Here is a 26,484-nt window from a genome sequence, read left to right on the forward strand (position 1 = left end):
TTATCTGAAGTTTTCGAAAGTTTTTTATTGCTAGAGACTAACCTGCAAACATATGAGTATTAACGTTTACCCAACACTTGATACCGAAGTCTCGCAGCATAGCCTCAACGGTTTGTTTGTCTTGCTCTGACTTTACAAAGATCTGTTGAAAATCTTTTGCAGGGACTGTTTTGGGTGAAAGGCATTCTGCCATACATACGCTTTTGCCTTCGCGTGTAGTGTAATCTCGAGCATTCATTGCATCCCAATCAATTGCTTCGATACCTTTCGCATAACCTAGCAATTCAAATTCCCCATTTAATGGGTGCTTCGCTGATATGTTCCAATTATTCGAGTTGGCATGTGTGCGAGGAATGCCAATAAAAATAAAGGTTTCTTGAGGGTGATCTTTTTGGACTCGTCCATCAAAAGGATTGTCGGCAAAAAAATGGAAAGGAACCATTGAATCTAGCCCATACTTTGCACGACCAGTAAGTATTTCTTGGTCTGCTACATCGACAACTGGCTTCCTTTGATTTCTGGGAAGTAAACCTTCTTTCAAAATACTCGGAAGATTTTGGATTGAAGTTATGTGGTAAAGTAATCTACCATTTTTGTAGTCTCGAACAGACATATTCATTAGTCCTTGTTATTTAGAGGGTTACTGGACTATATCACTAACATATGTGTTTCACAGTGTTAAGTTTCACATTGTTAATTTGTCGCTGAGGCTATTCAAGTGTCAACTTGTCTTCAGAGAATAGGTCACGTATTGACTATTGACCTGAACATAGAGCTTGTGTACTTATGCTTCTGATTTTCGTTAAAATCAATTGGCGTAACTTTCTAAATCAATGGTTTGTTTGAACCAACGCAGGTGGAGCTACTTGCGCTCCACCAGAGTCAACTCTTCTGAGCTAATCGATATTTTGGATAATTTCGATTGTAGAACTCATCATTTTCTTCGTCGTAATCGTCTTTGATGATATTACAGTCAGCGATAGCCGCTTTATGATGTCTCTGTTTTTTCTTGTATTCTTCACTCTGCTGATCGATGCGGGAAGCTTCAGCAAACCAAATAACCCATTCAGTCGTTGATATCTCTTTGCTTTCAATGGCAACGGCGTTAAATGTACACATGTAATCACAGAACATGTTGAATAGTTTGCCGTTGTCATTTTGTTTGAGGAGTGATTCAGGACTCGCAGTTAGATAGTTATGGCTTCGCTCAAACATTTCTAGTGCTTTTAGATGGTCGTTAAGTCGCTTATCAATAAGATGTTTATAGTCAGGATGCACTTTATAATCCCAAACCTGGTAAGTTTTGGGGGTAAGAAACCACCTTACCGCGTTGTGTCGCTTGATTACCTTTATGAGGTTTAGGTGTGGCGCGAGGTACGGGTGAATGTCTCCATTCTCATCAAACTGCTCAATTGGGTAGAGCCTTGTATCATTCAGAGTCACAAACATGGCAATGTCACGCAAGTGAGGTTTAACTTCGTGTGCTTCGAAAATTTGTTTGAATTTACCGAGAAATGTCATAGTAATTGTTCCTAGTTTTTAGATTTTTCGACGATTTGTTCCGCTTGCTTAATCGAAAGGGGTAGGCGTTTTCTGTTTTTGATTAAGGAGTGTCGTGAGTTCACTTGTCTTTCGACGTGAGACACCGAATTAGCCTTATTTACGTGTTGCTTAATTTGTTTAGCCAGCTTTTTATCTACCTGATTCCAATCAATAGATTTATGGAACTTAGCTGGCTCTCGTTTTGGTAAGTGTTGGTTTAGCCAATCTTTGTCATATCGAAAGAGCCACATGTAGCAACTGCTCGAATGTTTAATCTCTGTTCTAGTTAATGTTGGGTTTTGAGAAATGATTGACTGGAGTGTTTGACGATATTGATTTCGTTTTTGGCAGAACCAGAGCCGTTTTCTCCAAGCCGCTAACCCTGACATCGAGTTGATTTTTTGTTCCACGGTTCCAACGCTAACACCGCATAATTTCGCGATATCTCGTCGATGAAGTCCACGGAATGCGAGTTTTATGATCATATCGACTAGCGAGTTACTTAGTCGTTTGAATCGATGATTTACCGCTATCCCATTCCTCTGCGCTAGGGCTGCTAGATAGCCCACCGAATATCCTGTCGCCTTGGCGACAGAACGAAGCGAGTTTCCTGAGGTCAGCTCTGATAGACAGACACGAGGTTTAGATGATTCCCGATTGCAATAATTTGAGGCCTGCTCAGTTTGTTGAAGATAAAACTTGGCGTTCTTGGAAAAAAAGCACCAACCAATGCATGCTGTATGTAATGGTTGTAGTTGCCATTTAAGAGAAGGAATCTTAAGAAATTAAACTGGTATAGCTTCGAAGGCAGTAGCTTTGCACCAGCAAATAGAGGAGCCCAAAAGTTTTGTAGACGATTGACTGCTTCTGATTGCCTGATCTGTCCTTTCGGAGTTAACAAATGAGCCTTACCCATCCAAGATGAGTGAGAGGGCGTAACAATATGACCGAATCGACGTTCGCATTCATATTGATGCCAACTACTGATGAATTGCGACAACCTCAACGCTCGTTCTAAGCACAGATCCGAACCATGGAAACATCTATCGTAAGGTGTTGGTGGTAGTTCAATGCGTTTGTTAAGACCATCGGCATTTGTCGGTGCATATTGCAGCCAACATGCATGCTTTGGGCAAACGAACATACCGTAATACTGATGTACGGTACGCCAAATACCATGCCCCCATTTCAATGCATCTTCCTCTAGGCATCGCGAGCAGAGCTTTAGTGCACTGCTAAACTGTAACCGAGAACAAGCGGTACGTGATACAGCAGCGATGTGACTGCCATCATTACTCAACATGTGCCATCTAAGTCTTGCTTTGCTTTTGTTATCTTGAAGGCAAGAGCCGACAACAGGGAAACAAGTACCGTCAAACAACAACCTTTCCGCGTCTATTGAAGTCTGTTTGGCAACGTGTTTGAGCATGCAAGGAAGCTGTGGGTTAATGCGCACATCTGTACGCCCAAGGAGAGCTCGGTTTTTTTCGCGTAGCGAGCGTCTTGGTGAGGCTGCGTGGTGTCGCGCAACTAGACTATAAAAGGCTTCTCCAGCTATTTCGTGCAGGTACATAGATCTATAGTTGTCCTGTAGCGACCAGCATGAGAATGTAGATCAGTGGTGGACTAAATCTGTTTGTTGAAGTTGATAAAAATAGGCGTGTAGTCCTCATAGTAGGAGTAATTATGTGATCATTTACTTTCCTCGTATTCGAGAAGTACTGCTCTAGAGCGCTTTTCCCTAGAGTCATGAAAATCTCTTTGTACCAATCGCCACAAGCTTTCTTAAAAGCTAACGTTTCAGTTTGCTCAAGCGTAAATCCCATGTGTGCCAACGTATTTTGTTGCACGGATTCAAGGTCTAGGGCGAGTTCTCCATTGTTTAATGCAATCATTAGCCGTTCAACCTTCAGCGTTGTTTCATCAGAATACAATTCTTGACATGTCATGCTGGAATCACATTTTGGACAAGCTAAAGCTGGTGTTGGCATTCGGCTGATGTTCTTCAAGCGGTAATCACATGACGAGCAGGCGTTGATAAGTCTTGAACCGTGTTTGTAACAGTGAAACACACCTTGCAGTTGATGTGGTTGATGGAAATATGCCACACCATACGTGTCATGATCTTCTTCTATGCAGTCTTTGCAGCAACGCCATGTGCGGTTGTGAACTGTTTGCGAGTGTATAAATTCAATGTCATATTGTTTCCCTATCAGGAACAACGGAACCTGTCTTTTCTCATGTTCGTTCAGGAAAGACTCAATGACGTTACCGTGCAAATGCTTTTTCCAAATAGTACGATTATCACTATTTAAAGTGTCCATGAGTAAGAAGTCGAGATCTGAGAACACTGTCACTGGAGAAGAACTAAATTTTTCGAGCCCTAAACGTCGTGCTGTAGTACTAAAAGTACCAAATGGAGACATAATATGAATCCGATGAAGAAAACTTCTCAGATGTTCGTGGGGAAGCAAGTTTAAGATGTTATTCATACTTGCGAGCCTGTGCTAAAAGAGATTCAGGAGTGAGCTTCTCAAGCATTTCTTGATCTTTTTCAGATAGGTTTACGGCAGAGCGAGAGCTTTTAGTGGGCTGCTTCTTGAGTTGGTCACTGCCAAAATTTGAATCGCCGTAGGGAGAAAAATCGTCTTGAATCGAGTGAAGTTGAGACAAAGGAATACAATCTTCATATTTATGGAACTGACCACGTTTTAGAGCCGTCAGTGCTCCTGAAACCAGGATAAACTGTTCTTTAAATACATGGTTTAATGCAGCCATGCTCAGATCTTGATTGCTTGGAGTTAGATAGGTCAGATAAGACAACGTGGCCTTTATTAAACTACTTGCTATGGCAGGTATTCCTGCTGACAGGTAGTGTATATGACGCGTTAGAGTATCGATGTCAGTTGTCTGATTCTTAAGTAATTGTGTAGAACACATTTGCTTAATGAAGCGTTTCCAAAAAGAACTTTCAACATCACATTGTTCTAAGATAAGCGAACCTGTTTTTCCAATACGCCTAGCGGAGGTCATCTCTTTGGAAAATAGATTGAGTGTTGATAATGTCCCGACCAATAGGAGCGGTACACCAACCTTGTTAAACAACTCTTCAACGAACTTTAGTGTGGCATTTTCGTTGTTACCGACTTTCTCGTACTGTCGAGTCTCTGATAGGTTTTGAGCTTCATCTAGAGCAATAAGCCCAACTCCATGAATGAGTAAAGCTTTACGAACAGCAATCATTAGCGCCGTGACTGAACTTTTTTGATGTGATTCGTAATAATTCTCTCCCGTTACACTATCAATAGACTCAAGGATTCTCCATAGCAATGCCCGTTGGCCTCTCGCTGTTGGGATATCCACCTTAAGCCAGACAATCTGTTCGTAGATGAATCTTTTCCCTTGATACTCTTGATGAGAAATGATTTGAGGAATGGCTGACAAGATGCTTTCAACCATCGCAGACTTGCCGCGACCTGATAGACCCGCAACCAAAAAGCTCTGCTGATTTGCTGTTTGCTTTAGAGTGCGTTCTTGCCCTTCAGGTATTTCAATAGAGTTGGCAAATTGCAATTGTTTAATATCGCCATACACCAAAGGATTGCGGTAGATATAGCCTCGCTCAATCATGCGAAATACTGTGTCATAAAGGCGAGGGGCTTCATCCTGAACAACATAGCACTCAGATAGGTTATCAATGAATGTTCTGGTGTAGTAGCCATGATGCTCAGTAGGGAGTGAACTCACATCAATCAACATGTCAGGAGATAATGTTGTTGCCTGTATAAATTGTTTAGGTAGCAATGGCATTCCAAGCGCTTCAATCAGAGGATTTCTTGCCATCTGAGAGTTAGGGTGAGGTGTATAATTAGCTATCATCTTGTTCATCATCAAAGTCAAAAAAATCAGGTGTTTCCAAGTGTTGGGTTTTCTTTTTAGCGGTCGAACTATCGATCTCTTCGTAACTTAACGTTGCTGCTATTTGTTCAGATTGTTTGTTGCGTTCAATAGAAGAAACAATATTCTTTCGTTTTTTAATGCCAGTCTCGATAGACTTTGCTGACGATGTTTTTAGGAATCTAGCGTCAGCTTTTGCTTGTTTATCGATTTCATCCAGTTTGTTTAAGAACTCAATTTTGTTAGCGAATGAATGCTCTTCATGAAGGCTTTGTTTTTGTTTGGTTAATTCGATTTCATGCAGAGTCGATTGCCAAATCTGATTACGATACGCTTCAGAGCGGTCAGTGAGTTCTAGAGTAATTAGTTCGTTAGATTCAAGGTCTTTACACCAAATTAAGTTCGTTGAATTTTGGTCGTATCGAACCTCTACTGTGTATCGACCAAAATTACGAGCTTTGTCTAACCACTGTTTCTGAATGATTTTGTTAGAGCTGTAATACAGCCCCTTAAAGTAAACACCCTCCATTCTCACAGTCGCCTTGTCAGCAGGTAGTAATGCGAAACGAAGTTGCTCCTCAGGTATCTGATCTGGCGGGATCATCATTTCTTCTAGCCCATAGAGATATAAGTCTCTAGGAGAGAAACCAACATCATCTCGAGACATCTCAAAGTTATGGTTGTTCTTTCTCAGACGGTTATTGTTGGTATAAATGATTGTCCTTATGAGCTTTTCCATGAACGCTTCGAAGGACATCGACGCTTTTCTAGAAGCGTGTTGTTCCTCCTTGCAGGGCACTTTCATAACTTGACCAGGCACAAATCGAACAGCATTTTGATGAAAGATATCAAACGCTTTCTCGACAGTCCCTTTACAATCCCCGCGATGATACGGAGCGAAGCTGGCGATTGATAAGCCAATTTCCCCTTTGAGCATGCTTTCAATATTACGGTCTGTATACTCGGAGCCTCGATCCATGACTAACTGAGAGCAGACATGGTGACACGGCCATTCATTTTCAGTAATTTCAACGCCATAGCGATTAGCAAACTGGACTTTGTTGGTAAACGCGTTGAAAAGGGCTTGTGATGCCCCTGTCCAATCAGGGCCGTGAAAACAAGCATGAGTGCCAACAAACATGCCAGACCACGTATCCACAACTAGATAGATCACAGGGCGTCCCGTCGCTAACTGATTGGTTTTGTCATAGGGGTAACGGATGTATTGATCAACAACTGTTGCATCTATTTCGTAACGGCTCGTGGGCCCACGGACGCCTTGTCGAGCAAGACCTGATCGGCCTCGATGGTCTTTTTGGTAGTTGACTGTACCGACAGACTTCCGAATCAATTCAAGTTGATCAACGTTTTGCTTAAAATGGTAGTTAAAGGTGTTTCGTGAAATGAGCTTGGCTCTTGGAACGGGTAAAGCTATTTCATGTGCTCCCTCAACCATTGGTCTAACCCGTGCATACATGAACTTGCGTGTAAACTGATCGTAAAGGTCACTCAACCTGACTTTTCCGCCGTTTGGAATGGTTTTAGCAAATCGTCGAATATTTTTAATATCTTGTTGAGTTACTCCACGATAAGGCGTTCCATACCTGGTTTTGGGGCCACTTTTGCCTAACTCAGGGGCTTGGTCAAATGATGGTGATTCAGGTAAAGACTGATTCGTTCCACAGTTTCTCCATAGAGGGAGTAGAGCATTGATATGAGAACCGTAATACCAATAACGATTTAAAATCTTTGCTACATAACTACGACTGCGCCCCGATTTTTTTATCAAACGATCTAGGATTGAACTGCTATCGATAAATAGATAGTTGTAACGTAGTTCGTCGTTATCGACTAGCGGGGCAATGATGTGGAAGCTCTTGTCTCTACGTTGTAACCATTTACTGCGCTTTATGTCTTTCAGTAACTCTTCGTCTGACATGTATAGGTAAGGGCTAAAGGAATGCTTTAGCACTTTCCATTTGCCTAGCTCTATTTGACTCAACGTATCACTCAGCGAAAGCGTATGAGGCCTTTTTGGGCGCTCAATATTGAGTTGAGTGACAGCAATCATGTCGAGGTTTTGGCACATATCTACGATGAGATATTCAAGCCCCTTTTTGCCATCGATTAATTTTTGATTAATTCTCATCGTGCTTCGAAATCATGATTACAGGACGAAAAACTTCTATGCGTTCGTTCAGATCTACATTTAATTGGTTTGAATAGACCAAGTGTTGAAAGATCTCTAGAGCGGCAAGTTCAGAAACATCGTGGATTGACGCGGAGTAACTTAGACATTGCTTGAGAGTAAATTCAGGGTTGCTTAATAAGCAATTGCTGAGGGTTTCTAGCATTCCTTGGCATAGATGACCGTCAATTTGACTCTTCCTGACGTGGTGATATGTCTCTCTAAGCCATTGAAGGTTATATGTTTTATTAGGGTTTAAATCTTCTTCTGTCACCTGAATTAGGTGATGGTTGTGACGACCCCAATACATTTGCTCTATCCTGAACTTCTGCTTGGTTCGCTTTACTTTTTGCGGAGACTCGAACTCAGTACTCAAAGCTGAACTTGGCTTGTAATTGTATGGCTTAATATAAAGTTGCCCGCTTGTAACATCGTGAATTGTGGCAACAAAATCTGTGGTCATCGTTGCAGCAGGGATTTCTCTGCCATCTCGTTCTTTGTATTTCCCTGGGTGACGATAGTTCAGCTTTTCAGCGCATGAAAGTGTCTCATTGATCGGTAGTGGATACTGTTCTTGTATGTCTAACACATCAGGATCATGCTCTAGATGAAGGAATAGCGCGAGCTCGCCCAAACTAAATAGGTGATGACAACGATTAGTCTTATGGCTGAATAAAATATGCGATAAACCAACACTGTTAGATCTTCTAACTGTAATAAAAGGCTCATAGGTTCCATTTTTAATTTTACCTAAGTGTTTTCTTAATTTATTTAGTTCGCGTCTTGTGATGCTTGGTTGTGAGACTATCTTCATAATATTAATCCTTAGTGACTAATATATAATTAGCAGTTCATGACTAGGTTGTCCAACTTATTTTTAATTTAAGTTGTTGTTATAAAAGGATTTATTATAACTTAAATAAATCGAAACTAAGGTGGGGTATAAAAGAAAACCCTTCATGTTCAATATGATAATCGAGATTGTTCAAAATAATTACATATTTTCTAATGACTTTAATATTATCATCTAAATAATTAACATGGTTTTTAATGTTTATATTTATCAGTGGCTTAATCTATAATTTGTGAGTTATTCGTATTTTTTGATTTTATTTTTAATTTTGCGCCGAAATAAATGTTTTTGTGAGTGTATTTGCACATTATTTTCGGAGTTAGCTATCTATTTTAAATCGACTACTCTTAGAAATATGTGATCGTTAGTTAAGCCTCGTTATGGTTAGTGCAGAAAGATTTATCAATATGGCATGGGAATTAGAGCTTACCATCTGCTCACTAATAACTGAGCGCACGCCAGCGGGCTATCTGGATATGTGTAGAGACCAAGCGAAGCTTAGAGGCATCGATGTCTTTAGCTTGAACTTTAATGACTATGAATCCCCCCTAGCTGCTTTCGCAGCAGAAGAGAATCGAGAACTGGTTGTTACTTTGGAACAATGTAGACGCAAGACACTTGTCATCTTTGAGAGAGCTGACGCGTTGGCACCTTTAGAGTGTGATCAGACGTTTTGGCTAAGGTCTTTACTGGTTAATAACGATGCAAGTGAGCTTGTTGTCCTTTTTGTTTTAACAGCTGAGGAGGAGGCAAGTTTGTTTCAGGACTGTAAAGGTGCGTTTTATCGAGATTGTGTTGATTTAAACTAGAAGCCAGATAATTTCAGGTCTTATATGATACATAGATCAATAACTTACATTTAACCAGATATTAAAATGATTGCTTATTTACTATCTGATGAGTAACTCATGAAAATTAGCTTTGTAGACATTCAAAACTTCCGAAAGTTGAAGTGCTGTCGCGTGGAGTTTGCGAAGGAGCAGACGCTTTTAGTTGGGGCAAATAATAGCGGAAAGACTTCAGCGACAGATGCGTTGATTTGTTTTCTCGATAAAGGCAAAAAGATAACCTCAACCGACTTTACATTATGCAATTGGATAGCTTTGAATGAGTTTGCTGAATTTTGGATGAAACAAGGGGCAACTATAGCAGAGCTGCCAGAATGGCAACCTTATTGTCCTTCGTTAGATGTTTGGATAGATGCAGATGTTAAAGAAGTTCAAAGAGTTTCTCATCTTATACCTACTTTAAAGTGGAATGGAGAACCTTTAGGTGTTCGCTTGATATATCAGCCCAAAGACTTAGATAGATTACGAGAAAACTATGTTCGTGAAAGGGATGCTGTAGTTAAGGTAAATAAAGATAAGCAACTATCACTTTGGCCTAGAGACTTTAAAGACTACCTTAAAGAAAAGTTACATGTTGAATTTGAAATCAAAGCGTATTTACTAGACCCCTCCAAGAAAGATGAAACTCAAACGCTATCAAATGATTCTATATGTTTTGATGCTGATCCATTTAAGGGTATTTTTCGAGTCGATACGATTGAAGCGCAAAGAGGCTTTTCTGACCCCCACTCAGATTTAGGAAAGCCAGCTAGCAGCTTATCTTCTCAACTAAACGAGTACTACAAGCGTCATTTAAATCCATCTGATATGCCTGAGGCTGAAGATTTAGATGCGTTAGAGGCAGTTGAAAAGGCTCAAATCGAGTTTGATTCTCGTTTGGATAAAGCCTTTGAAAAAACTCTTGGCGAGATAAAGGAACTAGGATATCCAGGGTTTACCGATCCTGATATTAGGCTATCGAGCAGGTTGAACCCGATCGATACTTTAGAGCATGATGCTGCTGTAATCTTTGATGTTAGAAAACAGAATTTCGGTGACAATACATTTTCTCTTCCTGAGCAATACAATGGATTGGGTTATAAAAACTTGATCCATATAATTTTTCAGTTGATTACTTTCCGAGATCGTTGGTTGAAGGTTGGAAAAATAGGGAAAAAGCGCTCGGAAGAAGATACGGCGATTGAACCTATTCATCTAGTTTTGGTTGAAGAACCAGAAGCTCACCTCCATGCTCAAGTACAACAGGTTTTTGTTCGTAAAGCCTATAAGGTACTCAGAGAGTATGGAGCAGTTGAAGCTAACCTGACGACCCAAATGGTTATTAGTACCCACTCTAGTTACGTTGCTTATGAAGCAGGCTTTGAATCCCTTCGTTATTTCAAAAGAAAACCTGCTTCTAAAGAACAACCTACTCCTCAGGCTGAAGTGGTTAATCTTGCGACAGTTTTCCCCTCCGAGAAGAAAAATGAAACTGATGTATCGTCCACGAGTAAGTTTGTTTCAAGGTATCTAAAGACAACTCATTGCGACTTGTTCTTTGCTAATGGGGTGATTTTGGTCGAGGGGGCAGCAGAACGGATGCTTCTACCACATTTCATTTCCAATCATCATCAGGATTTGAGACGAAGCTATATTTCAATATTGGAAATTGGTGGTGCACATGCACAAAGATTACGTCCTCTAATTGAACTACTAGGTTTACCAACATTAGTCATTACCGATACTGATGCGTGCGACTCTCTAGGGAAAAAAGCACTCCCGAAAAGAGGGGCTTCTTTAGAGTCTGGTAGTGAAACACTAAAAAGTTGGTTTGATTTTAGTAATTTGACTTTGGACGACCTGCTTGACCTACCGCCTGAGCGAAAAGTTAAAAGTAACGTTCGTGTATCTTTCCAATATGGTATTCAGACTAAACTTACGCCGAAAGCGAGAACGACGAAAGAAGTTATTCCTTACACGTTCGAAGATGCAGTGGCTTTGACGAACTTCGAGCTATTTAAGAAGCTAAGTAACTCAACTGGAATGGTAAAGAAAATGCATTTAGCTACAAAAATGACAACACTAAATGCTTGTTGCAATGCAATGTATAAAGCTCTCGATGGAGAGAAAGCAAAAATGGCTTTAGATCTATTATTTGATGTTGAGCCTAACGAGCTTCTTGTCCCAGAGTACATAAGCGAGGGGCTGGTTTGGCTAGAGGGTGAGCTAGAGACGATGAGTCTAGAATATACATGGGCACCAGAAAATAAAGCCTCTGAAATTATGGAGGAAATGATTGATGAGTAAGCCTAACAGCCTAATTGGGATCGATCAGGAAATCTACGGATACCTAAACCTTGATAATCCCAAGAGCTTTCTATTATTTGCTGGTGCTGGTTCAGGTAAAACTAGGTCTCTAGTAAATGTATTACAAGAAATACGAGAGAAGAACTTAGATCGCCTTATCCAAAATGGCCAACGGGTCGGGGTCATAACATATACCAATGCTGCGTGTAACGAAATTCAACGGCGCTTGTCTTATGACCCATTGTTTCATGTATCCACAATCCATAGCTTTGTCTGGGAGATGATTAAGCCGTTTACCGAAGATATCAAAAGATGGCTTAAGAATAAACTTAGTTCTGATATCGAGGATCTTGACTTGAGAATCTCAAAAGCTAGAGACATCAATGGTAAGACAGCTCAGCAAAATATTAGAAAAAGAGAGTCTAAAGCTACGAGATTAGACGACTTACGATTAGTAAAAAAATTTTCGTATTCGCCTACTAGTAATAGGATCGAAAGAGGTACGGTTTCTCATGAAGAAGTTATACAGATCACTGCAACGCTATTGAATGAGAGCTCGTTACTTCAAAACATACTTACGAATAGGTATCCCATACTTTTAATAGATGAAAGTCAGGACACAAGAAAAGAGCTTATGGAGGCTTTCATTCAAACTCAAAGTTTGAATTGTTCGAAGTTTTCTCTTGGGTTATTTGGAGATCTCATGCAAAGGATTTATGGAGGAGGGAAACATGATCTTGAGTCCTCATTGCCTGACGATTGGAAGACCCCTTCGAAAACGATAAATTACCGCTGCCCGCAGCGAGTAATAGAGTTAATTAATAGCATTCGCGAAGAGGATGACAAGAAAAAGCAGGAGCCAAAAGTTGGAGCGTCGCTTGGAGTTGTTAGGTTGTTTATTGTTGATTCTGATATAGCGCGTAAGCGAGATGTAGAAGCTTCAATTAGAGCTAAGATGTCAGTTATCTCAGATGATTCTTTGTGGCTTGAACCAAATCAAATAAAAGCTCTTACTTTGGAACATGCAATGGCAGCTATCAGGGGGAACTTCGATAAATTTTATTTCCCACTTGCTACAGTTGACGGTCTCAGAGACTCCTTACTTAACGGAACAAATACTTCTTTAAGGTTTTTATGTAATAGCTTGTTGCCTCTTGTTAACGCAATTCGAATTCGAGATGAGTTTGGCATTGCAAGTATCATCAAAAAGCACTCTGGAGTTATTAGCTCCAATAACCTAGATTTTTGCCTAGATCCAATATTGACTCTCAAAAATACAGATAAGTCAGTTGAGAAAGTAAGAGTCATAGTCTCGGAACTTAATCCTCCTTTGGTACAGGTTTTACGTTTGATAAAAGAATGTAAGCTACTTTATATTCCTGATGAACTTAATGTTCTTCTTGTAGGTTTATCTGACGAGACAAATGATGGGGAAGATGAGAATTTAAGTAAACGGTCAATTGCATGGAATCAGGCTCTTTTAGCTCCTATCAGCCACTTGGAAAACTACGCCCTTTATATTAACGAAGATTTAGGGTATGGAACACATCAAGGGGTTAAAGGGTTAGAGTTTGAGCGTGTTATGGCAATCATGGACGATAGTAGTGCAAATGGGTTTTTGTTCCGCTATGAAAAACTTTTTGGTGCTCAAGAGTTGTCCCAGACGGATATACGAAATCAATCAGAAGGTAAAGACTCTGTTCTATCAAGAACTAGAAGGCTGTTTTACGTGATATGTAGTAGGGCAGAAAAGAGTTTAGCTGTCGTTGCATACACAAAAGATCCCGAGGCTGTAAAGAGGAAGAGTTTAGAGTCTGGTTGGTTTACTAAAGATGAAATTGAAATGATGTAGCGTGGTTCTACCTGCTAGTTATTAGATGACGGTGATTTCTAGGTTATAGTGATGTGCAAAAGGCGAACCAAACGGTTCGCCTTTTTTATTCGAGTTAGTTTCCAACTTAGTTATCGATTTCCAACTCGGTTATCACAGTTTTCAACTTAGTTATCTGTGATCATCTACAAAATTAGTCTTCGTAGTTATCGATGCTTGGGCAAGAACAGATTAGGTTACGGTCGCCGTATACGTTGTCTACACGGTTAACAGTAGGCCAGTACTTCGAGTTCTTGGTTGCTTTCGATGGGAAGCAAGCCAGTTCACGAGAGTAAGGGCGATCCCATTCTGCGCCTGAAAGGTCAACTTGTGTATGCGGTGCGTTCACTAGAGGGTTGTTGTCTAGTGGCCATTCACCGTTTTTCACTGCTGCCATTTCGTGACGGATTGCGATCATCGCTTCACAGAAACGGTCTAGCTCTTCTAAATCTTCTGATTCAGTTGGCTCTACCATTAGCGTGCCAGCTACTGGGAAAGACATCGTAGGCGCGTGGAAACCGAAGTCCATTAGACGCTTAGCAATATCTTCTTCGCTGATGCCTGTTTCTTCTTTTAGTGGACGAATATCGATAATACATTCGTGCGCTACGCGGCCGTTAGTGCCACGGTAAAGAACAGGGTAGTGAGGACGTAGTTTTTCCATCACGTAGTTCGCGTTCAGAATCGCTACTTTCGTTGCGTCTGTTAGGCCAGGTTCGCCCATCATTGCGATGTAAGCCCAAGAGATAGGTAGGATTGAAGCACTACCCAAATCTGCTGCTGATACTGCGTAGTCAGAACCTTGTACACCATTTTCGATGTGACCAGGTAGGAAAGGTGCTAGGTGCGATTTAACGCCGATAGGACCCATACCCGGACCGCCACCACCGTGTGGGATACAGAATGTTTTGTGTAGGTTCAAGTGAGATACGTCTGAACCGATGAAGCCAGGTGAAGTTAGACCTACTTGAGCGTTCATGTTCGCGCCGTCTAGGTAAACTTGACCGCCCGCTGCGTGTACTTGTTCACACACTTCTTTCACTTGCTCTTCGTATACGCCGTGCGTAGAAGGGTAAGTGATCATGATGCTTGATAGGTTTTCTTTGTGCTTCTCGATTTTCGCTGCTAGGTCTGTCATGTCGATGTTGCCATCTTCATCACACTTAACAACCACTACCTTCATTGAAACCATTGATGCTGTTGCAGGGTTAGTACCGTGCGCCGAGCTTGGAATCAGACAAACGTTACGGTGACCTTCACCGCGGCTTGCGTGGTAGCGTTGAATCGCGATTAGACCTGCGTATTCGCCAGATGCTCCAGAGTTAGGCTGTAGTGAGAAATCGTCGTAACCGGTGATTTCACATAGCTTCTCTTTAAGATCTTTTGCTAGTGCTGTGTAACCCGCCGCTTGCTCTAGAGGTGCGAATGGGTGAATTGAACCAAACTCAGGCCATGTTACTGGAATCATCTCAGCAGCAGCGTTCAGCTTCATCGTACAGCTGCCCAGTGGGATCATGCCGTGCGTTAGTGAGAAGTCTTTGTTCTCAAGCTGTTTTAGGTAACGCATCATTTGCGTTTCGCTGTGGTGCGTGTTGAACACTGGGTGAGTTAGGAACTCTGATTCACGACGACAGTTTTCTGGAATTGCCGCAAACTCATTTGATGCAATGTCAGAAGATAGCGCTTGAACGTCTTCTTTTACGTCGAAGATAGCGAATAGGGCATTCACGTCGTCGACTGTGGTTGTTTCATCTAAGCTGATACCGATCTTACCTTTAAGAAGGCGCAAGTTGATGTCTGCTGCTTGTGCTTTTGCGTACAGTGCATCTGTCTTCTCTTCAGAGTTGATTGTGATGGTATCGAAGAAGCTGTTGTTTGTTAGCTCGTAACCCGCTTTAGTCAGGCCAGCCGCTAGGATAGCTGTCATGTGGTGTGTACGACGAGCGATAGTACGTAGGCCTTCTGCACCGTGGTAAACCGCGTAGAAAGACGCCATGTTTGCTAGAAGTGCTTGAGCTGTACAGATGTTCGATGTCGCTTTCTCGCGGCGGATGTGTTGCTCACGAGTTTGCATTGCCATACGTAGCGCTTGGTTACCGTGAGTATCGATAGAAACACCGATTACACGACCTGGCATTGTACGCTTATGCTTTTCACGAGTACCCATGAATGCAGCGTGTGGACCGCCGTACCCCATAGGAACGCCGAAACGTTGTGCGCTGCCGATTACTACGTCTGCGCCCATTTCGCCAGCAGGCTTAAGTAGAGCAGATGCGAGTAGGTCAGTAGCAACGGTTACTAGAGTTTTGTTTGCTTGAGCTTTCGCAATGATGTCTGTTAGGTCACGAACTTCGCCCGTTGTACCAGGGTATTGAACTAATGCACCAAATACGTCTTGCTCTGGAAGTGTTTCAAGAGCACCAACCATTACTTCAAAACCGATGTACTCAGCACGAGTTTTAACAACTTCTAGTGTTTGAGGGTGAACATCGTCAGCAACGAAGAATACTTTGCTCTTGCTTTTGCCTGCACGCTTACACAGTGTCATAGCTTCGCCAGCCGCTGTCGCTTCATCAAGAAGAGACGCGTTCGCGATTTCCATACCAGTTAAGTCCATTACCATTTGTTGGTAATTCAGTAGAGCTTCAAGACGACCTTGAGAAATCTCTGGTTGGTATGGTGTGTAAGCTGTGTACCAGCCTGGGTTCTCTAAAACGTTACGTAGAATAACGTTTGGAGTGAATGTGTTGTAGTAGCCTTGGCCAATGAAAGTACGTTTCACTTGGTTTAGGTTAGCGATCTCTTTAAGAGAGGTCAGCATGTCCATTTCGCTCAATGGAGCAGCGAGTGTCATTGGTTTTTCAAGACGGATTTGTGCAGGAACCGTTTCGTCGATCAGTGCGTCTAGGCTAGTCGCGTTGATCGCTTCAAGCATTTTTTGCTGGTCTGCTTTATTAGGGCCGTTATGACGAGCAACAAACTCGTTTTGAGTACCCAGGTCTTTCAGTAATTGGCTTTGAAGTAATTCAGTCATGATATGTTCTACTTTCTCTCTGGAGCCGTGAGCTAGCCCCTAAAATTAAGCTGCTCAAAAGAGCAGCTTTATCGTAATGAGGTTACCTATTAGTCTTCTTCGATAGAGCTTAGGTATTCTTCCGCATCTTTAAGGTTGTTTAGTTCAGACGCATCAGACATCTTCACTTTAACAATCCAACCACCTTCATAAGATTCTTCGTTAATTAACTCAGGGCTATCTTCTAATTCTTCGTTGATTTCTACGATTTCGCCAGAGATTGGTGCGTAGATATCAGAAGCTGCTTTCACTGATTCAACTAGAGAGAAGCTTTCGCCAGCTTCGATTTCGTCTCCAGTGTCAGGCAGGTCAACAAACACAACGTCACCTAGCATCTCTTGAGCGTGCTCAGAAATACCGATAGTTACAGTACCGTCACCGTTGTCTTTTACCCACTCGTGGCTGTCTGCAAACTTTAGTGTATTGTCCATTGCTTATTCTCCAAAAATTTATGAGGTTTTAATTTAAATCTTAAAAACGGTCTAACGGTAAAGAGGGAAGCGCTTGCAAAGCTCTTTAACTTGCTTGCGAACACGTTGCTCAACTTCAGCGTTGCCTTCAGGGCTTTCAACTAAGCCGTCAAGAACATCGCCGATCCATTCACCGATAAATTTGAATTCTTCAGTGCCAAAACCACGACTGGTTCCAGCAGGCGTACCTAAACGAATGCCAGAAGTAATCATAGGCTTCTCTGTATCGAATGGTATGCCATTTTTGTTACATGTGATCCCTGCACGCTCTAATGCTTCTTCAGTTACGTTACCTTTCAAGCCCTTAGGGCGAAGGTCAACCAGCATTAGGTGCGTGTCTGTTCCGCCAGTCACAATGTCACAACCGCGAGTTTGCAACACTTCAGCAAGAACTTTTGCGTTGTCGATCACTGAATCAATATAAGTATTAAATTCTGGGCCAAGTGCTTCGCCAAACGCCACTGCTTTAGCCGCGATAACGTGCATTAGTGGGCCACCTTGAAGGCCAGGGAACACGGCAGAGTTGATCTTTTTGTTGATGTCTTCGTGGTTAGTCAGAATCATGCCACCGCGTGGGCCACGAAGTGTTTTGTGCGTTGTTGTTGTAACAACGTGTGCGTGTGGTAGTGGGCTAGGGTGAGCACCTGTCGCGATAAGACCCGCGATGTGTGCCATATCTACCATAAGGATAGCGCCAACTTCGTCAGCGATTTCGCGGAATTTAGCGAAGTCGATAACGCGTGGGATAGCACTACCACCTGCAATAATCATTTTAGGTTGGCATTCGATAGCGAGAGCGCGTACCGCTTCGTAATCGATTTCAAGAGTGTCGCGGTCTACGCCGTATTGAACTGCGTTGAACCATTTGCCTGAAAGCGCAGGGCGTGCACCGTGCGTAAGGTGACCACCAGCGTCAAGAGACATACCTAGGATAGTGTCGCCAGGTTGAAGTAGGGCAAGTTTAACTGCGCCGTTCGCTTGAGCACCTGAGTGAGGTTGTACGTTCGCGTATTCACACTTGAATAGCTGTTTAGCACGTTCAATCGCAATAGCTTCTACTGTATCTACGTGCTCACAACCACCGTAGTAACGACGACCTGGGTAGCCTTCTGCGTATTTGTTGGTAAGGCAAGTGCCTTGAGCTTGCATTACTGCTTTAGAAACGATGTTCTCAGAAGCAATAAGTTCGATTTGTTCGTTTTGACGAGTGTTCTCTGCTTGGATTCCAGCAAATACTGCGTCGTCAGTCGCAGATAGGTTCGTAGAGAAAAAACTGTCTAAGCTATGGTTTTGATAAGCGTTCATTGTCGAGACCTTTCATTAAGCTAATGGTGATTGTTTTTATAGTCCATTAGGTCTTACGTTGATTTCTGCATCGGTATCGTTTGCGTTATATAGGTGTATAAATAGTGCGTTGCTTCTTATTTATACGACCATAGCGTCAAAGCGATCGTTGTAGGGTCAATGCAGCACGAATTGGTTCCCAAAAATTTCGGGTAAAAAACAGCTCTTACAAATGTTAAATCTATCACTTGCTGCAAGCTGAAGTAGCATCTCTTCATCTAACAAGTCGATAACATAGCTCCGATAAAATCAATTTTCAACAAAAATTTCCAATAGGAAACAGATTTTCTCGTTTTGCTACAGGGAGCACGCTTTATTTCCCTGTGTGCTCTTTAATCAACAAAGCGCTTCATGCAACAATGAAATCAATAGACAGGAAGTAAGAAATGAATGAGGGACCTATGTCAGAAGACATTTATGATGAGTACCCATCTTTAACGTTGGCGAAAGAGACGTTAGATCAGAATATCGAACCACTTAGGCTCGGCCAGCGTATTAAAGATATCCGCAGCAAGCTGGGCATTACGTTAGAAGAGGCGAGCCAACGTACTGGTTTGGCGCGCTCTACGCTGAGTAAAATCGAGAACGAACAAATCTCACCGACGTTCCAAGCGATGCAGAAATTGGCTATGGGTTTGCAAATTGATATGCCGCAACTCTTTGAGCCACCAAGAAAAAAGGTTGCCACAGGACGTCGTGACTTAACTAAAGCAGGTCAGGGCAAACCTCACCCAACTCCGACTTACGAGCATGAACTGCTCGCGACAGAACTTTCGAATAAGAAGATGATGCCGTTCAAGAGCCGAGTGAGAGCACGCACCTTTGAAGAGTATAACGATTGGGTTCGCCACGATGGTGAGGAGTTCTTGATGGTGATCTCTGGTGATGTGATGTTCTACTCAGAATTCTATGAGCCGGTACCCATGAGCGAAGGTGACAGCATGTATTACGACGCCAACATGGGGCATATGTTGATTTCTACTAGTACAGAAGATGCACTGATTTTGTGGGTGACTGCAAAATAAGTTAACAAAGTTAGAATTTATTATAGTGAATGCAAACGTTTGCTTTTGTTTCTAACGTTTGCCAAAAGACGCGATGTTGGTGTGAAAAGCATCAATATCGCGTTTTTGTATGCGACTGAAAGTTGTTTTTAAATTGTTAAATATCACATTTTGAGCTGTTTTAATCTTGTTAAGGGTGTAAAACTGACTCAGGCTTGTTTACTATAGTGAACACGGTTTACTCATGTTGATTGAAGTTTACTGAAGTGAATTCTTAGAAAGTGAGTCGTATAGCTTTTATACAGAAGCCTCTTTTTATATCGCTAGTAATAAAAGCCTATATAGAAGACATCACTTTTTACTATCTACTGTTTCTAACGTTAACCCATATCGTTAGAGGCGACTCTAAATAGAGATATAAGCGGCAGATTCGATTTGGAAAGCCTGCAACGCTTCATGGAGAATAAAATGACTCAAGAACACGCTAATCAAGACCTACTAAAAACACCTCTGCATGCACTTCACGTTGAAGTCGGCGCAAAAATGGTTCCTTTTGCTGGCTACGACATGCCAGTTCAGTATCCACTAGGTGTAAAGAAAGAGCACTTACACACTCGTGACGCTGCTGGTCTTTTTGATGTTTCTCACATGGGGCAACTGCGTCTACACGGTGAAAATGCAGCCGCTGTTTTAGAATCTCTGGTTCCAGTAGATATTATCGACCTGCCTTCTGGTAAGCAGCGCTACGCCTTCTTTACTAATGAACAGGGCGGCATCATGGATGATCTTATGGTTGCTAACCTTGGCGATCACCTATTTGTTGTTGTGAACGCGGCGTGTAAAACACAAGATATCGACCACCTAACGGCTCACCTTCCTGCAGACGTAAAAATGGAAGTGATTGATGACCGCGCTCTATTAGCACTTCAAGGTCCGAAAGCGTCTGAAGTTCTGGCTCGTTTCCAACCAAGCGTTGCAGACATGCTGTTCATGGATGTTCAAAAAGTCGATATCGACGGCGTAGAGTGCATCGTAAGCCGCAGTGGTTATACCGGTGAAGATGGCTACGAAATCTCAGTACCGAACGATCACGCTGAAGCACTTGCTCGTAAACTAACATCAGAAGCAGAAGTAGAGTGGATTGGCCTTGGTGCTCGTGACTCACTTCGTCTTGAGTGTGGTCTATGTCTGTACGGTCACGATCTAGATACAACAACAACGCCGGTAGAAGCTAGCCTTTTATGGGGTATCCAAAAAGTGCGTCGTACTGACGGTGAACGTGCAGGCGGTTTCCCTGGCGCTGATATCATCCTTGAGCAAATCGCGACTAAAGACGTTCAACGCAAGCGTGTTGGTCTTGTTGGTCAGACTAAAGCACCAGTACGTGAAGGCGCTGAGCTGTTCGATGCTGAAGACAACAAGATTGGCGTTGTAACAAGTGGTACTGCGGGTCCTAACGCGGGCAAGCCTGTTTCTATGGCTTACGTTCGTACTGACCTAGCGGTTATTGGCACTGAAGTATTCGCTGAAGTTCGTGGCAAGAAGCTACCAATGACAGTAGAAAAAATGCCATTCGTACCTCAGCGTTACTATCGTGGCTAATCTCTTTTAAGAGAAACCACTAAGCTAAATGAAAGCCTATTGTTTGCTTCTCTTTATTGGGAAGCCTAACGGTAGGCTTTTTTGATTTTGGTAGCGTATGTCTTTGGTAACGTATTGCTTTTAACGTTACCCACTAACAACGGTTACTTAAAATTCGTTTATAAAATGAGATATGTGGCGATATCGTTACAAATACTTACTATAATCACGATTGTGACGTGTTATGGTGACGATTCATCATTTTTGTAAATAAGTAGTAGGGGTTACAAGGAGTTAACTATGAACGTAAACCATACAATGAGTCCGGTTCGTAAAGCCGTTTTAGGGCTTTTAGCGCCATTAATTTACACATCAAGTGTTATGGCAACGGAAAACACGGACGAAAGTACTCCTGATTTGGGTGTAACACCCTATATTGTGAATGGTAGCGACGCTTCAGTCACGGAATTTCCTTCGATGGCAAGCTTGTTCATTGATCGTATTGATTATGACGGTGTTTACTCAACAGGCCCTTACTGTGGTGCGACAATTTTAGATAGCTATCATGTACTGACTGCTGCACACTGTATTTATGGTGATGAGAATGCTCAACTTTTCACGGTAGTTGTTCCTCAATTGGAAGATACTTCTCTATTCCCTAACGGTAGCATCCAGAAAGTACGAGTATCTGAGGTGTATTATCGAACGGATTATTCAAACAGTATCAATCAACTATTAAGAAATGATATTGCGATTTTAAAGTTAGAAGCTTCTCTTAACCTTCAATCCTCAGCTGAAACTGTTATCCCTCAATTTGATACATACCTTAATGCTGCGAATGATTTCGTTGCAGTTGGCCATGGTGACATCGAGACTGATGTTGATGGTACGACATTGCTACAACAAGTTGACCTGACATATGTTGATACTCTTAATTGTAAAGCTGTTTTCGGTCCGTTAGTCACTGATAAACAAATTTGTTTCAACGGTAACGGACCGAATAATGGCTTATACGGGGGTACATGCCAAGGCGATTCTGGTGGTCCGGTGTTTTGGAAAAATGGCTCTACATATGAACAGGTCGGTATAACGAGTTTTGGGCCGACTACTTGCGGTGATGACATCGGCGTAACATCTGTATTTACAGAGGTATATGATTATAAAGATTGGATTACGGATGTAACTAAAGGGGTAAATGATAGCACGGAAACTGTCCAGTTTACCGCGACAGAGGCAAAACGAGTTGCTGTTGCTGGGACAAGTGCGTCAACTGGCTCTGGTAGCAGTGGCGGAGGTATTTCATTTGGTTTGCTAGGGATGCTGATGTTGATTGCTGGTGTTAGAAAAGCAGTTAAACGTTAGATCTTCAATGTTTTGAACAAGTCGACGCTTTATTTAAAGATAGCGTCGACTTTTTATTTTTTACTTTTGCAGGTGTGCAGTTGGTTAGTTGCTTGTAGAACTAGTTACTCAGCTCGATAACCGCTTTACGGCTGTATCTTTCTAGAATCTCATCCATCTCTTTTATCGCAGCATTGATGCTTTTAATCCCACCTTGAGCCACACCTTTTTCATTTTCGTTCAATGCAGAAAAAGCTTGCTTTAATTCCTTACCTTCCAACATGTTCCCGTGCAGCAACACCTCTTTGTACGTGAGTAGCTTATGTTGTATTGCAATAATTTCTGGGCGGGGATTGTCTGATTCTAATGCGTGACTAATGCAAGGAAATGCCAATGTATAGCGATTCGCAATTTCCAATTTGACGTCTTTCTTATTCGCAATATGCAATTTTTATTATTTCCCAACACTTGAATACTCAAGTTACCTAGCCTGTACGTTCACAACTGATATCAGTGTGAAGGTTTATGAAACGTAACGGTTTTATCAAGCGAATAATATGCCTTTGATGGCTTATGTAAACCATCACAAGTCAATATGGTCTGCTTCTTGCTGAATTTAGGACATAACTGTCTTTTGAGGATGAGCTTATGTCACAAGAACCCATAATATTGGCGCTGATTGAGCGTAGGAAACAAGCCAACTTGTCTCAAGAAAAGTTAGCCTCGAGTGCAGAAATGAGCTTAAAAACCTATCAAAGGATTGAACGCGGAGAGGCGGACATCAAGATGTCTCAGTATCGTTCAATCACTAGAACCTTAAAAGTGACGGATTTGGATGTGGTGCTTGATATTGTTGGCGCATCACAAGTAACAGCGGAAGATGTAGCTGCGGTCAGTCGTCTGCTGACCAGCGAAGAGCGCCTGTTGTTGATCAAGCTGATTTTGTCGGTCAAAAAGAAGCAGTAGTCTTTCTTTCAAATAAACAGCGTAATAGATCGATTCGTTAGTCAAATTGACAGATACTTCTAGGGTAATGTGTTCTCTGAGGGCATGAAGCCATCAGCTCACTCTTCCACGCAGCTGTTTGGTGGTGCTTCTTTGTTTTTTGCTTTCTAAACGTCTTTTCTGAGAGCCACGCGTCGGCTTAGTTGCTCGTCTTACTTTTTGAACCTTTGTCGCTTCCAAGATCAATTCTTTCAAGCGCACTAAAGCATCATCTCGGTTTTGTTCCTGAGTTCTATACTGTTGCGCTTTAATGATAATCACACCGTCTTTGGTGATGCGGCTATCTTTGTGTGCGAGGAGCTTTTCTTTATAGAAGTCAGGTAGGGTAGAGTGCTTGATATCAAAACGTAAATGTATCGCGCTCGATACTTTATTGACGTTCTGACCGCCGGCTCCTTGTGCTCTGATCGCTGTTAACTGGAGTTCCCAGTCTTGAATCGAAACAGAGTTAGATATTTGTAACATAAACATCCATTTTGAACGGTAATATGGCGCCATGATACTGAATATTGGTTATGGTATCAGTAACTTTATTTAAGAGTGGTAGTAGTGATGAAAATAGATTTAACGGCATATGAAGGATTAATCTTTGATATGGACGGTACGTTGATCGATACAATGCCTGCACATGTAAAGGCGTGGGAGCGAACGGCTGAAGAGTTTGGCTTTCATTTTGAAGCGTCTTGGCTGCATAGCTTAGGTGGCATGCCGAGTTATAAGATAGCCGGTGAGGTGAACAGCAAATACGGTTTATCGCTCGACCCACAAGCGGTTTCTACGTTTAAAATGGCGTCGTTTGCGGCTATCGAAGACAAAGGAGACGTTATCCCTTGTACTCACTCTCTGTTGTTAGAGCATCTGGGTAACAAGAAGATTGCAGTCGGAACGGGCAGTCAACGTAAAAGTGCCGAACAGTTACTGGATAAGACAGAGATCTTGAGTAAGCTCGATATTCTCGTGACAGCAACAGACGTTAAGAATCACAAACCAAATCCGGATACTTTCTTAGATGCGTGTTTTGGTATGGGTTTGCAGCCAAAGCAGTGTGTTGTGTTTGAAGATACGAACCTAGGTAAGCAGGCTGCTCATGCTGCGAACATGGATTGTATTCTAGTGGTAGAGGGGAACAAACTAGAGTTCTATCCTGCACCAAGCTGATTGCAAGGATTGGGTTGTTAAACCGCCAAACTAATAGCCTAGCGGAACAATACTGATTTTCTGTTAGGCGATTTCGCTCATTTCGCTGTCTAGGAACAGGCACACACTGTTTCGACCTGCTGCTTTGGCTTCATAAAGTGCTAAATCGGCGCACTTGTAGCTAAGAGCAGGGTCGTTGGTCAGGTTGGTAATTCCACCACTGACCGTCACCACGTTATCGAGCTCAATACTGACTGCGATTCTCAATCTGTTAAGTACATACTCAGCTTCTTCTGTTGTGGTATGAGGCAGAATAACGCCAAACTCTTCGCCACCAATACGAGCCACAAAATCAGTTTCTCGGCACTCTCGTTGTAATACTTGAGCAACGGTTTGAATGACGCGATCTCCATAATCGTGACCAAATCTGTCGTTGATGCGTTTGAAGTGGTCTATGTCCAAAATCGCTAAACAAGACTGTTCGCGAGTAGGGTAACGATTAACACGAGAGCACTCATCTCGCAGCTCAAGATCGAATTTACGGCGGTTCCAACACCCAGCTAAGGCATCTTTTTCACTCAGGTTTCTCAGTTTGTTTTCTAGCTCTTTGTGTTTACTTATATCCACAAATGAAGCGACATAAAACTGAATCACGTCTTTCGAGTCTTTAATGGTTTGGATTCGCAATATTTCCGTGATCAAAGACCCGTCTTTACGACGATTAACCACTTCGCCTTCCCACATGCCTTTCTCTTTGATGATGCTCCACATCTTGATGTAGAACTCTTCGTTGTAGCGACCAGAGGCAAACATGGACGGTTGGCGGCCTTTTACGTCTTCTAACTCGTAGCCACTCACACGGGTGAACTCTTGGTTTACTTTGATGATTCGGTTGTTTCTGTCGGTAATCACCAAGGCAGACATGCCATTCATTGCGGCCTTAGCAAGTTGGCTCTCGATACTGTTCTTCTTGTGGTTGCTGTTCCACAATACGAAGCCAGCGGAGATCATCGAAATCAAGAAAGACAAGGTGATGATCTGAACGACGATCGCTTGTTTTTCTTCTCGGTATTGACTGCTGAACTGCTGATTTTCAATGTGAAGAACCATGTAAATAGGGCCTTCAAACTGTTTGATTTTAGGGCTGATGTCGGAATGAAAATACCAGTTCTCACCATCGAAATAGCTCGAAGATGTCTTGTCTTGAATCGCAGTCCAAAGCTCAGGGTATAACTTTGCGTAAGTCTGCTCTGAACGTGATTCAATTACATGTCCGAAAGATTCCGTAGGATCCGGCCCCATGATTATGTGTCCGGTTTTGTTGAGAATAATAGGAACAGCAGAAGATGCACCAATTTGATAGTGAAGGCGCTTATAAATCTCAAGCATGTTCAGGTTTGCGATGAAGTAACCAATAATGCGGTTGTTTTCAGCGACTGGCGTCATAATGCGTAGTGCTGGAATCAAAGGGCGAACGATCTCTCCGTTTTCGACTTCAAGATCAATACCGCGAGAGCTAATCTCACCAATCTTTAATTGCTGTAGTACCTCATAGTAATCACGCGAAGACTTGTTCTGCAGTTCGTTCTCGGGGACGACAGTGGCTCGACCGTCTTTGTAGTTAACGCGGAACACTTCGTTGCCGGCTAGATCGAGATAACGAAGCTGGGAATAGTATTTTTGGCCACGAGCTAACATCACCCAAAGATCTTGCAGGGTTTCTTTATGGATAATAGAAGGTTCTCGAATCGCTCGGAGTAGTGTTTGAGAGTCGGCGATTGACGGAACAGAGTTAGAGATTTGCTCAACAATAACAGCGAGTTCATGAAAGCTGTATTCGATCTGGTTCTGGCTGGACTGTTGGATATTTAGCGTGTGCTGAGCTTCAACCCTGTCAAATTCAGAGTTAATGTAGAGGGCAGGGACTAGTCCTAGGGCAAAGATGGTACATAGAAATTGGCTGACTAGTTTTTTTATACTTGTATTCATCACTGTCCTCAAAGAATCAGCGCAATACTATATATTTTATAGGGTTTTTAATGTGA

Annotated in this window: 22 protein-coding genes; 8 read left to right on the plus strand and 14 right to left on the minus strand. The window is 42.2% G+C overall.

Annotated features, from left to right (window positions below):
- Positions 1 to 37: 37 nt before the first annotated feature.
- From AB6D06_RS14930 to AB6D06_RS14965, 8 genes are all read right to left on the minus strand, one after another.
- Positions 38 to 613: a DarT ssDNA thymidine ADP-ribosyltransferase family protein gene (locus AB6D06_RS14930; protein ID WP_198594739.1), complete on the minus strand. Its 576-nt coding sequence runs from the start codon at positions 611 to 613 to the stop codon at positions 38 to 40.
- 269 nt (positions 614 to 882) lie between these two features.
- Complete coding sequence (locus AB6D06_RS14935; RefSeq protein WP_061017090.1) at positions 883 to 1,521, minus strand: hypothetical protein; 639 nt, start codon at positions 1,519 to 1,521, stop codon at positions 883 to 885.
- A gap of 11 nt (positions 1,522 to 1,532) precedes the next feature.
- Positions 1,533 to 2,273, minus strand: coding sequence for a TnsD family Tn7-like transposition protein (locus AB6D06_RS14940; protein ID WP_372110814.1), 741 nt, complete (start codon positions 2,271 to 2,273; stop codon positions 1,533 to 1,535).
- Positions 2,159 to 3,115 carry a TniQ family protein gene (locus AB6D06_RS14945; RefSeq protein WP_372110757.1) on the minus strand — a complete coding sequence of 319 codons (957 nt, stop codon included), beginning with the start codon at positions 3,113 to 3,115 and terminating at the stop codon, positions 2,159 to 2,161. Before AB6D06_RS14945 ends, AB6D06_RS14940 begins: the two co-directional genes overlap by 115 nt.
- Positions 3,116 to 3,119: 4 nt before the next feature.
- The gene (locus tag AB6D06_RS14950) at positions 3,120 to 3,968 is read right to left on the minus strand and encodes a hypothetical protein (protein WP_061017745.1); all 849 of its coding nucleotides are present in this window, start codon (positions 3,966 to 3,968) and stop codon (positions 3,120 to 3,122) included.
- Positions 3,969 to 4,026: 58 nt separating this feature from the next.
- Positions 4,027 to 5,421 carry an ATP-binding protein gene (locus tag AB6D06_RS14955; protein WP_372110765.1) on the minus strand — a complete coding sequence of 465 codons (1,395 nt, stop codon included), beginning with the start codon at positions 5,419 to 5,421 and terminating at the stop codon, positions 4,027 to 4,029.
- Positions 5,411 to 7,588: a Mu transposase C-terminal domain-containing protein gene (locus tag AB6D06_RS14960; protein ID WP_372110767.1), complete on the minus strand. Its 2,178-nt coding sequence runs from the start codon at positions 7,586 to 7,588 to the stop codon at positions 5,411 to 5,413. Before AB6D06_RS14960 ends, AB6D06_RS14955 begins: the two co-directional genes overlap by 11 nt.
- Complete coding sequence (locus tag AB6D06_RS14965) at positions 7,578 to 8,441, minus strand: TnsA endonuclease N-terminal domain-containing protein (protein WP_108155956.1); 864 nt, start codon at positions 8,439 to 8,441, stop codon at positions 7,578 to 7,580. Before AB6D06_RS14965 ends, AB6D06_RS14960 begins: the two co-directional genes overlap by 11 nt.
- A 446-nt stretch (positions 8,442 to 8,887) precedes the next feature.
- On the opposite strand from AB6D06_RS14965, the gene AB6D06_RS14970 reads away from it, so the two are divergent.
- The 3 genes from AB6D06_RS14970 to AB6D06_RS14980 all read left to right on the plus strand — a co-directional run bounded on the left by AB6D06_RS14970 (position 8,888) and on the right by AB6D06_RS14980 (position 13,466).
- Positions 8,888 to 9,289, plus strand: a complete 402-nt coding sequence (locus AB6D06_RS14970; protein WP_371694847.1) for a hypothetical protein — start codon at positions 8,888 to 8,890, stop codon at positions 9,287 to 9,289.
- A gap of 99 nt (positions 9,290 to 9,388) precedes the next feature.
- Positions 9,389 to 11,614, plus strand: a complete 2,226-nt coding sequence (locus tag AB6D06_RS14975) for an ATP-dependent endonuclease (protein WP_102503460.1) — start codon at positions 9,389 to 9,391, stop codon at positions 11,612 to 11,614.
- Positions 11,607 to 13,466, plus strand: coding sequence for a UvrD-helicase domain-containing protein (locus AB6D06_RS14980; RefSeq protein ID WP_372110771.1), 1,860 nt, complete (start codon positions 11,607 to 11,609; stop codon positions 13,464 to 13,466). Before AB6D06_RS14975 ends, AB6D06_RS14980 begins: the two co-directional genes overlap by 8 nt.
- 172 nt (positions 13,467 to 13,638) lie before the next feature.
- On the opposite strand, the gene gcvP is transcribed toward AB6D06_RS14980, so the two are convergent.
- The 3 genes from gcvP to AB6D06_RS14995 all read right to left on the minus strand — a co-directional run bounded on the left by gcvP (position 13,639) and on the right by AB6D06_RS14995 (position 18,332).
- Positions 13,639 to 16,518, minus strand: a complete 2,880-nt coding sequence (gcvP, locus tag AB6D06_RS14985) for an aminomethyl-transferring glycine dehydrogenase (protein ID WP_372110774.1) — start codon at positions 16,516 to 16,518, stop codon at positions 13,639 to 13,641.
- Between the two features lie 89 nt (positions 16,519 to 16,607).
- The gene (gene gcvH, locus AB6D06_RS14990) at positions 16,608 to 16,988 is read right to left on the minus strand and encodes a glycine cleavage system protein GcvH (RefSeq protein ID WP_004730871.1); all 381 of its coding nucleotides are present in this window, start codon (positions 16,986 to 16,988) and stop codon (positions 16,608 to 16,610) included.
- A 51-nt stretch (positions 16,989 to 17,039) separates the two neighbouring features.
- Positions 17,040 to 18,332 carry a serine hydroxymethyltransferase gene (locus AB6D06_RS14995; RefSeq protein ID WP_372110777.1) on the minus strand — a complete coding sequence of 431 codons (1,293 nt, stop codon included), beginning with the start codon at positions 18,330 to 18,332 and terminating at the stop codon, positions 17,040 to 17,042.
- A 440-nt stretch (positions 18,333 to 18,772) separates the two neighbouring features.
- Here AB6D06_RS14995 and AB6D06_RS15000 point away from each other — a divergent pair, with 440 nt between their 5' ends.
- From AB6D06_RS15000 to AB6D06_RS15010, 3 genes are all read left to right on the plus strand, one after another.
- Positions 18,773 to 19,396 (plus strand): helix-turn-helix domain-containing protein, encoded by a 624-nt coding sequence (locus AB6D06_RS15000; RefSeq protein ID WP_017059847.1) that lies wholly within the window; start codon positions 18,773 to 18,775, stop codon positions 19,394 to 19,396.
- A gap of 447 nt (positions 19,397 to 19,843) precedes the next feature.
- Positions 19,844 to 20,977, plus strand: coding sequence for a glycine cleavage system aminomethyltransferase GcvT (gene gcvT / locus AB6D06_RS15005; RefSeq protein WP_017059846.1), 1,134 nt, complete (start codon positions 19,844 to 19,846; stop codon positions 20,975 to 20,977).
- 279 nt (positions 20,978 to 21,256) lie between these two features.
- Positions 21,257 to 22,318 (plus strand): trypsin-like serine protease, encoded by a 1,062-nt coding sequence (locus tag AB6D06_RS15010; protein ID WP_372110780.1) that lies wholly within the window; start codon positions 21,257 to 21,259, stop codon positions 22,316 to 22,318.
- 100 nt (positions 22,319 to 22,418) lie between these two features.
- On the opposite strand, the gene AB6D06_RS15015 is transcribed toward AB6D06_RS15010, so the two are convergent.
- Positions 22,419 to 22,745 carry a hypothetical protein gene (locus tag AB6D06_RS15015; protein WP_029236416.1) on the minus strand — a complete coding sequence of 109 codons (327 nt, stop codon included), beginning with the start codon at positions 22,743 to 22,745 and terminating at the stop codon, positions 22,419 to 22,421.
- Between the two features lie 200 nt (positions 22,746 to 22,945).
- On the opposite strand from AB6D06_RS15015, the gene AB6D06_RS15020 reads away from it, so the two are divergent.
- Complete coding sequence (locus AB6D06_RS15020; protein ID WP_372110783.1) at positions 22,946 to 23,263, plus strand: helix-turn-helix transcriptional regulator; 318 nt, start codon at positions 22,946 to 22,948, stop codon at positions 23,261 to 23,263.
- A gap of 93 nt (positions 23,264 to 23,356) precedes the next feature.
- Here AB6D06_RS15020 and arfB read toward each other — a convergent pair whose 3' ends face one another.
- Entirely contained in the window at positions 23,357 to 23,767 is a 411-nt protein-coding gene (gene arfB / locus AB6D06_RS15025; protein WP_017059842.1) for an alternative ribosome rescue aminoacyl-tRNA hydrolase ArfB, read from the minus strand.
- An 87-nt stretch (positions 23,768 to 23,854) separates the two neighbouring features.
- Between arfB and AB6D06_RS15030 the strand changes: the two genes are divergently transcribed.
- Positions 23,855 to 24,460 (plus strand): beta-phosphoglucomutase family hydrolase, encoded by a 606-nt coding sequence (locus tag AB6D06_RS15030; RefSeq protein ID WP_017069882.1) that lies wholly within the window; start codon positions 23,855 to 23,857, stop codon positions 24,458 to 24,460.
- Positions 24,461 to 24,523: 63 nt separating this feature from the next.
- Here AB6D06_RS15030 and AB6D06_RS15035 read toward each other — a convergent pair whose 3' ends face one another.
- Positions 24,524 to 26,428 carry a diguanylate cyclase gene (locus AB6D06_RS15035; protein WP_372110787.1) on the minus strand — a complete coding sequence of 635 codons (1,905 nt, stop codon included), beginning with the start codon at positions 26,426 to 26,428 and terminating at the stop codon, positions 24,524 to 24,526.
- Positions 26,429 to 26,484: the final 56 nt, after the last annotated feature.

The sequence above is a fragment of the Vibrio sp. 10N.239.311.G01 genome (genome assembly GCF_041465805.1).
Taxonomy (GTDB): Bacteria; Pseudomonadota; Gammaproteobacteria; order Enterobacterales; family Vibrionaceae; genus Vibrio; species Vibrio crassostreae_C.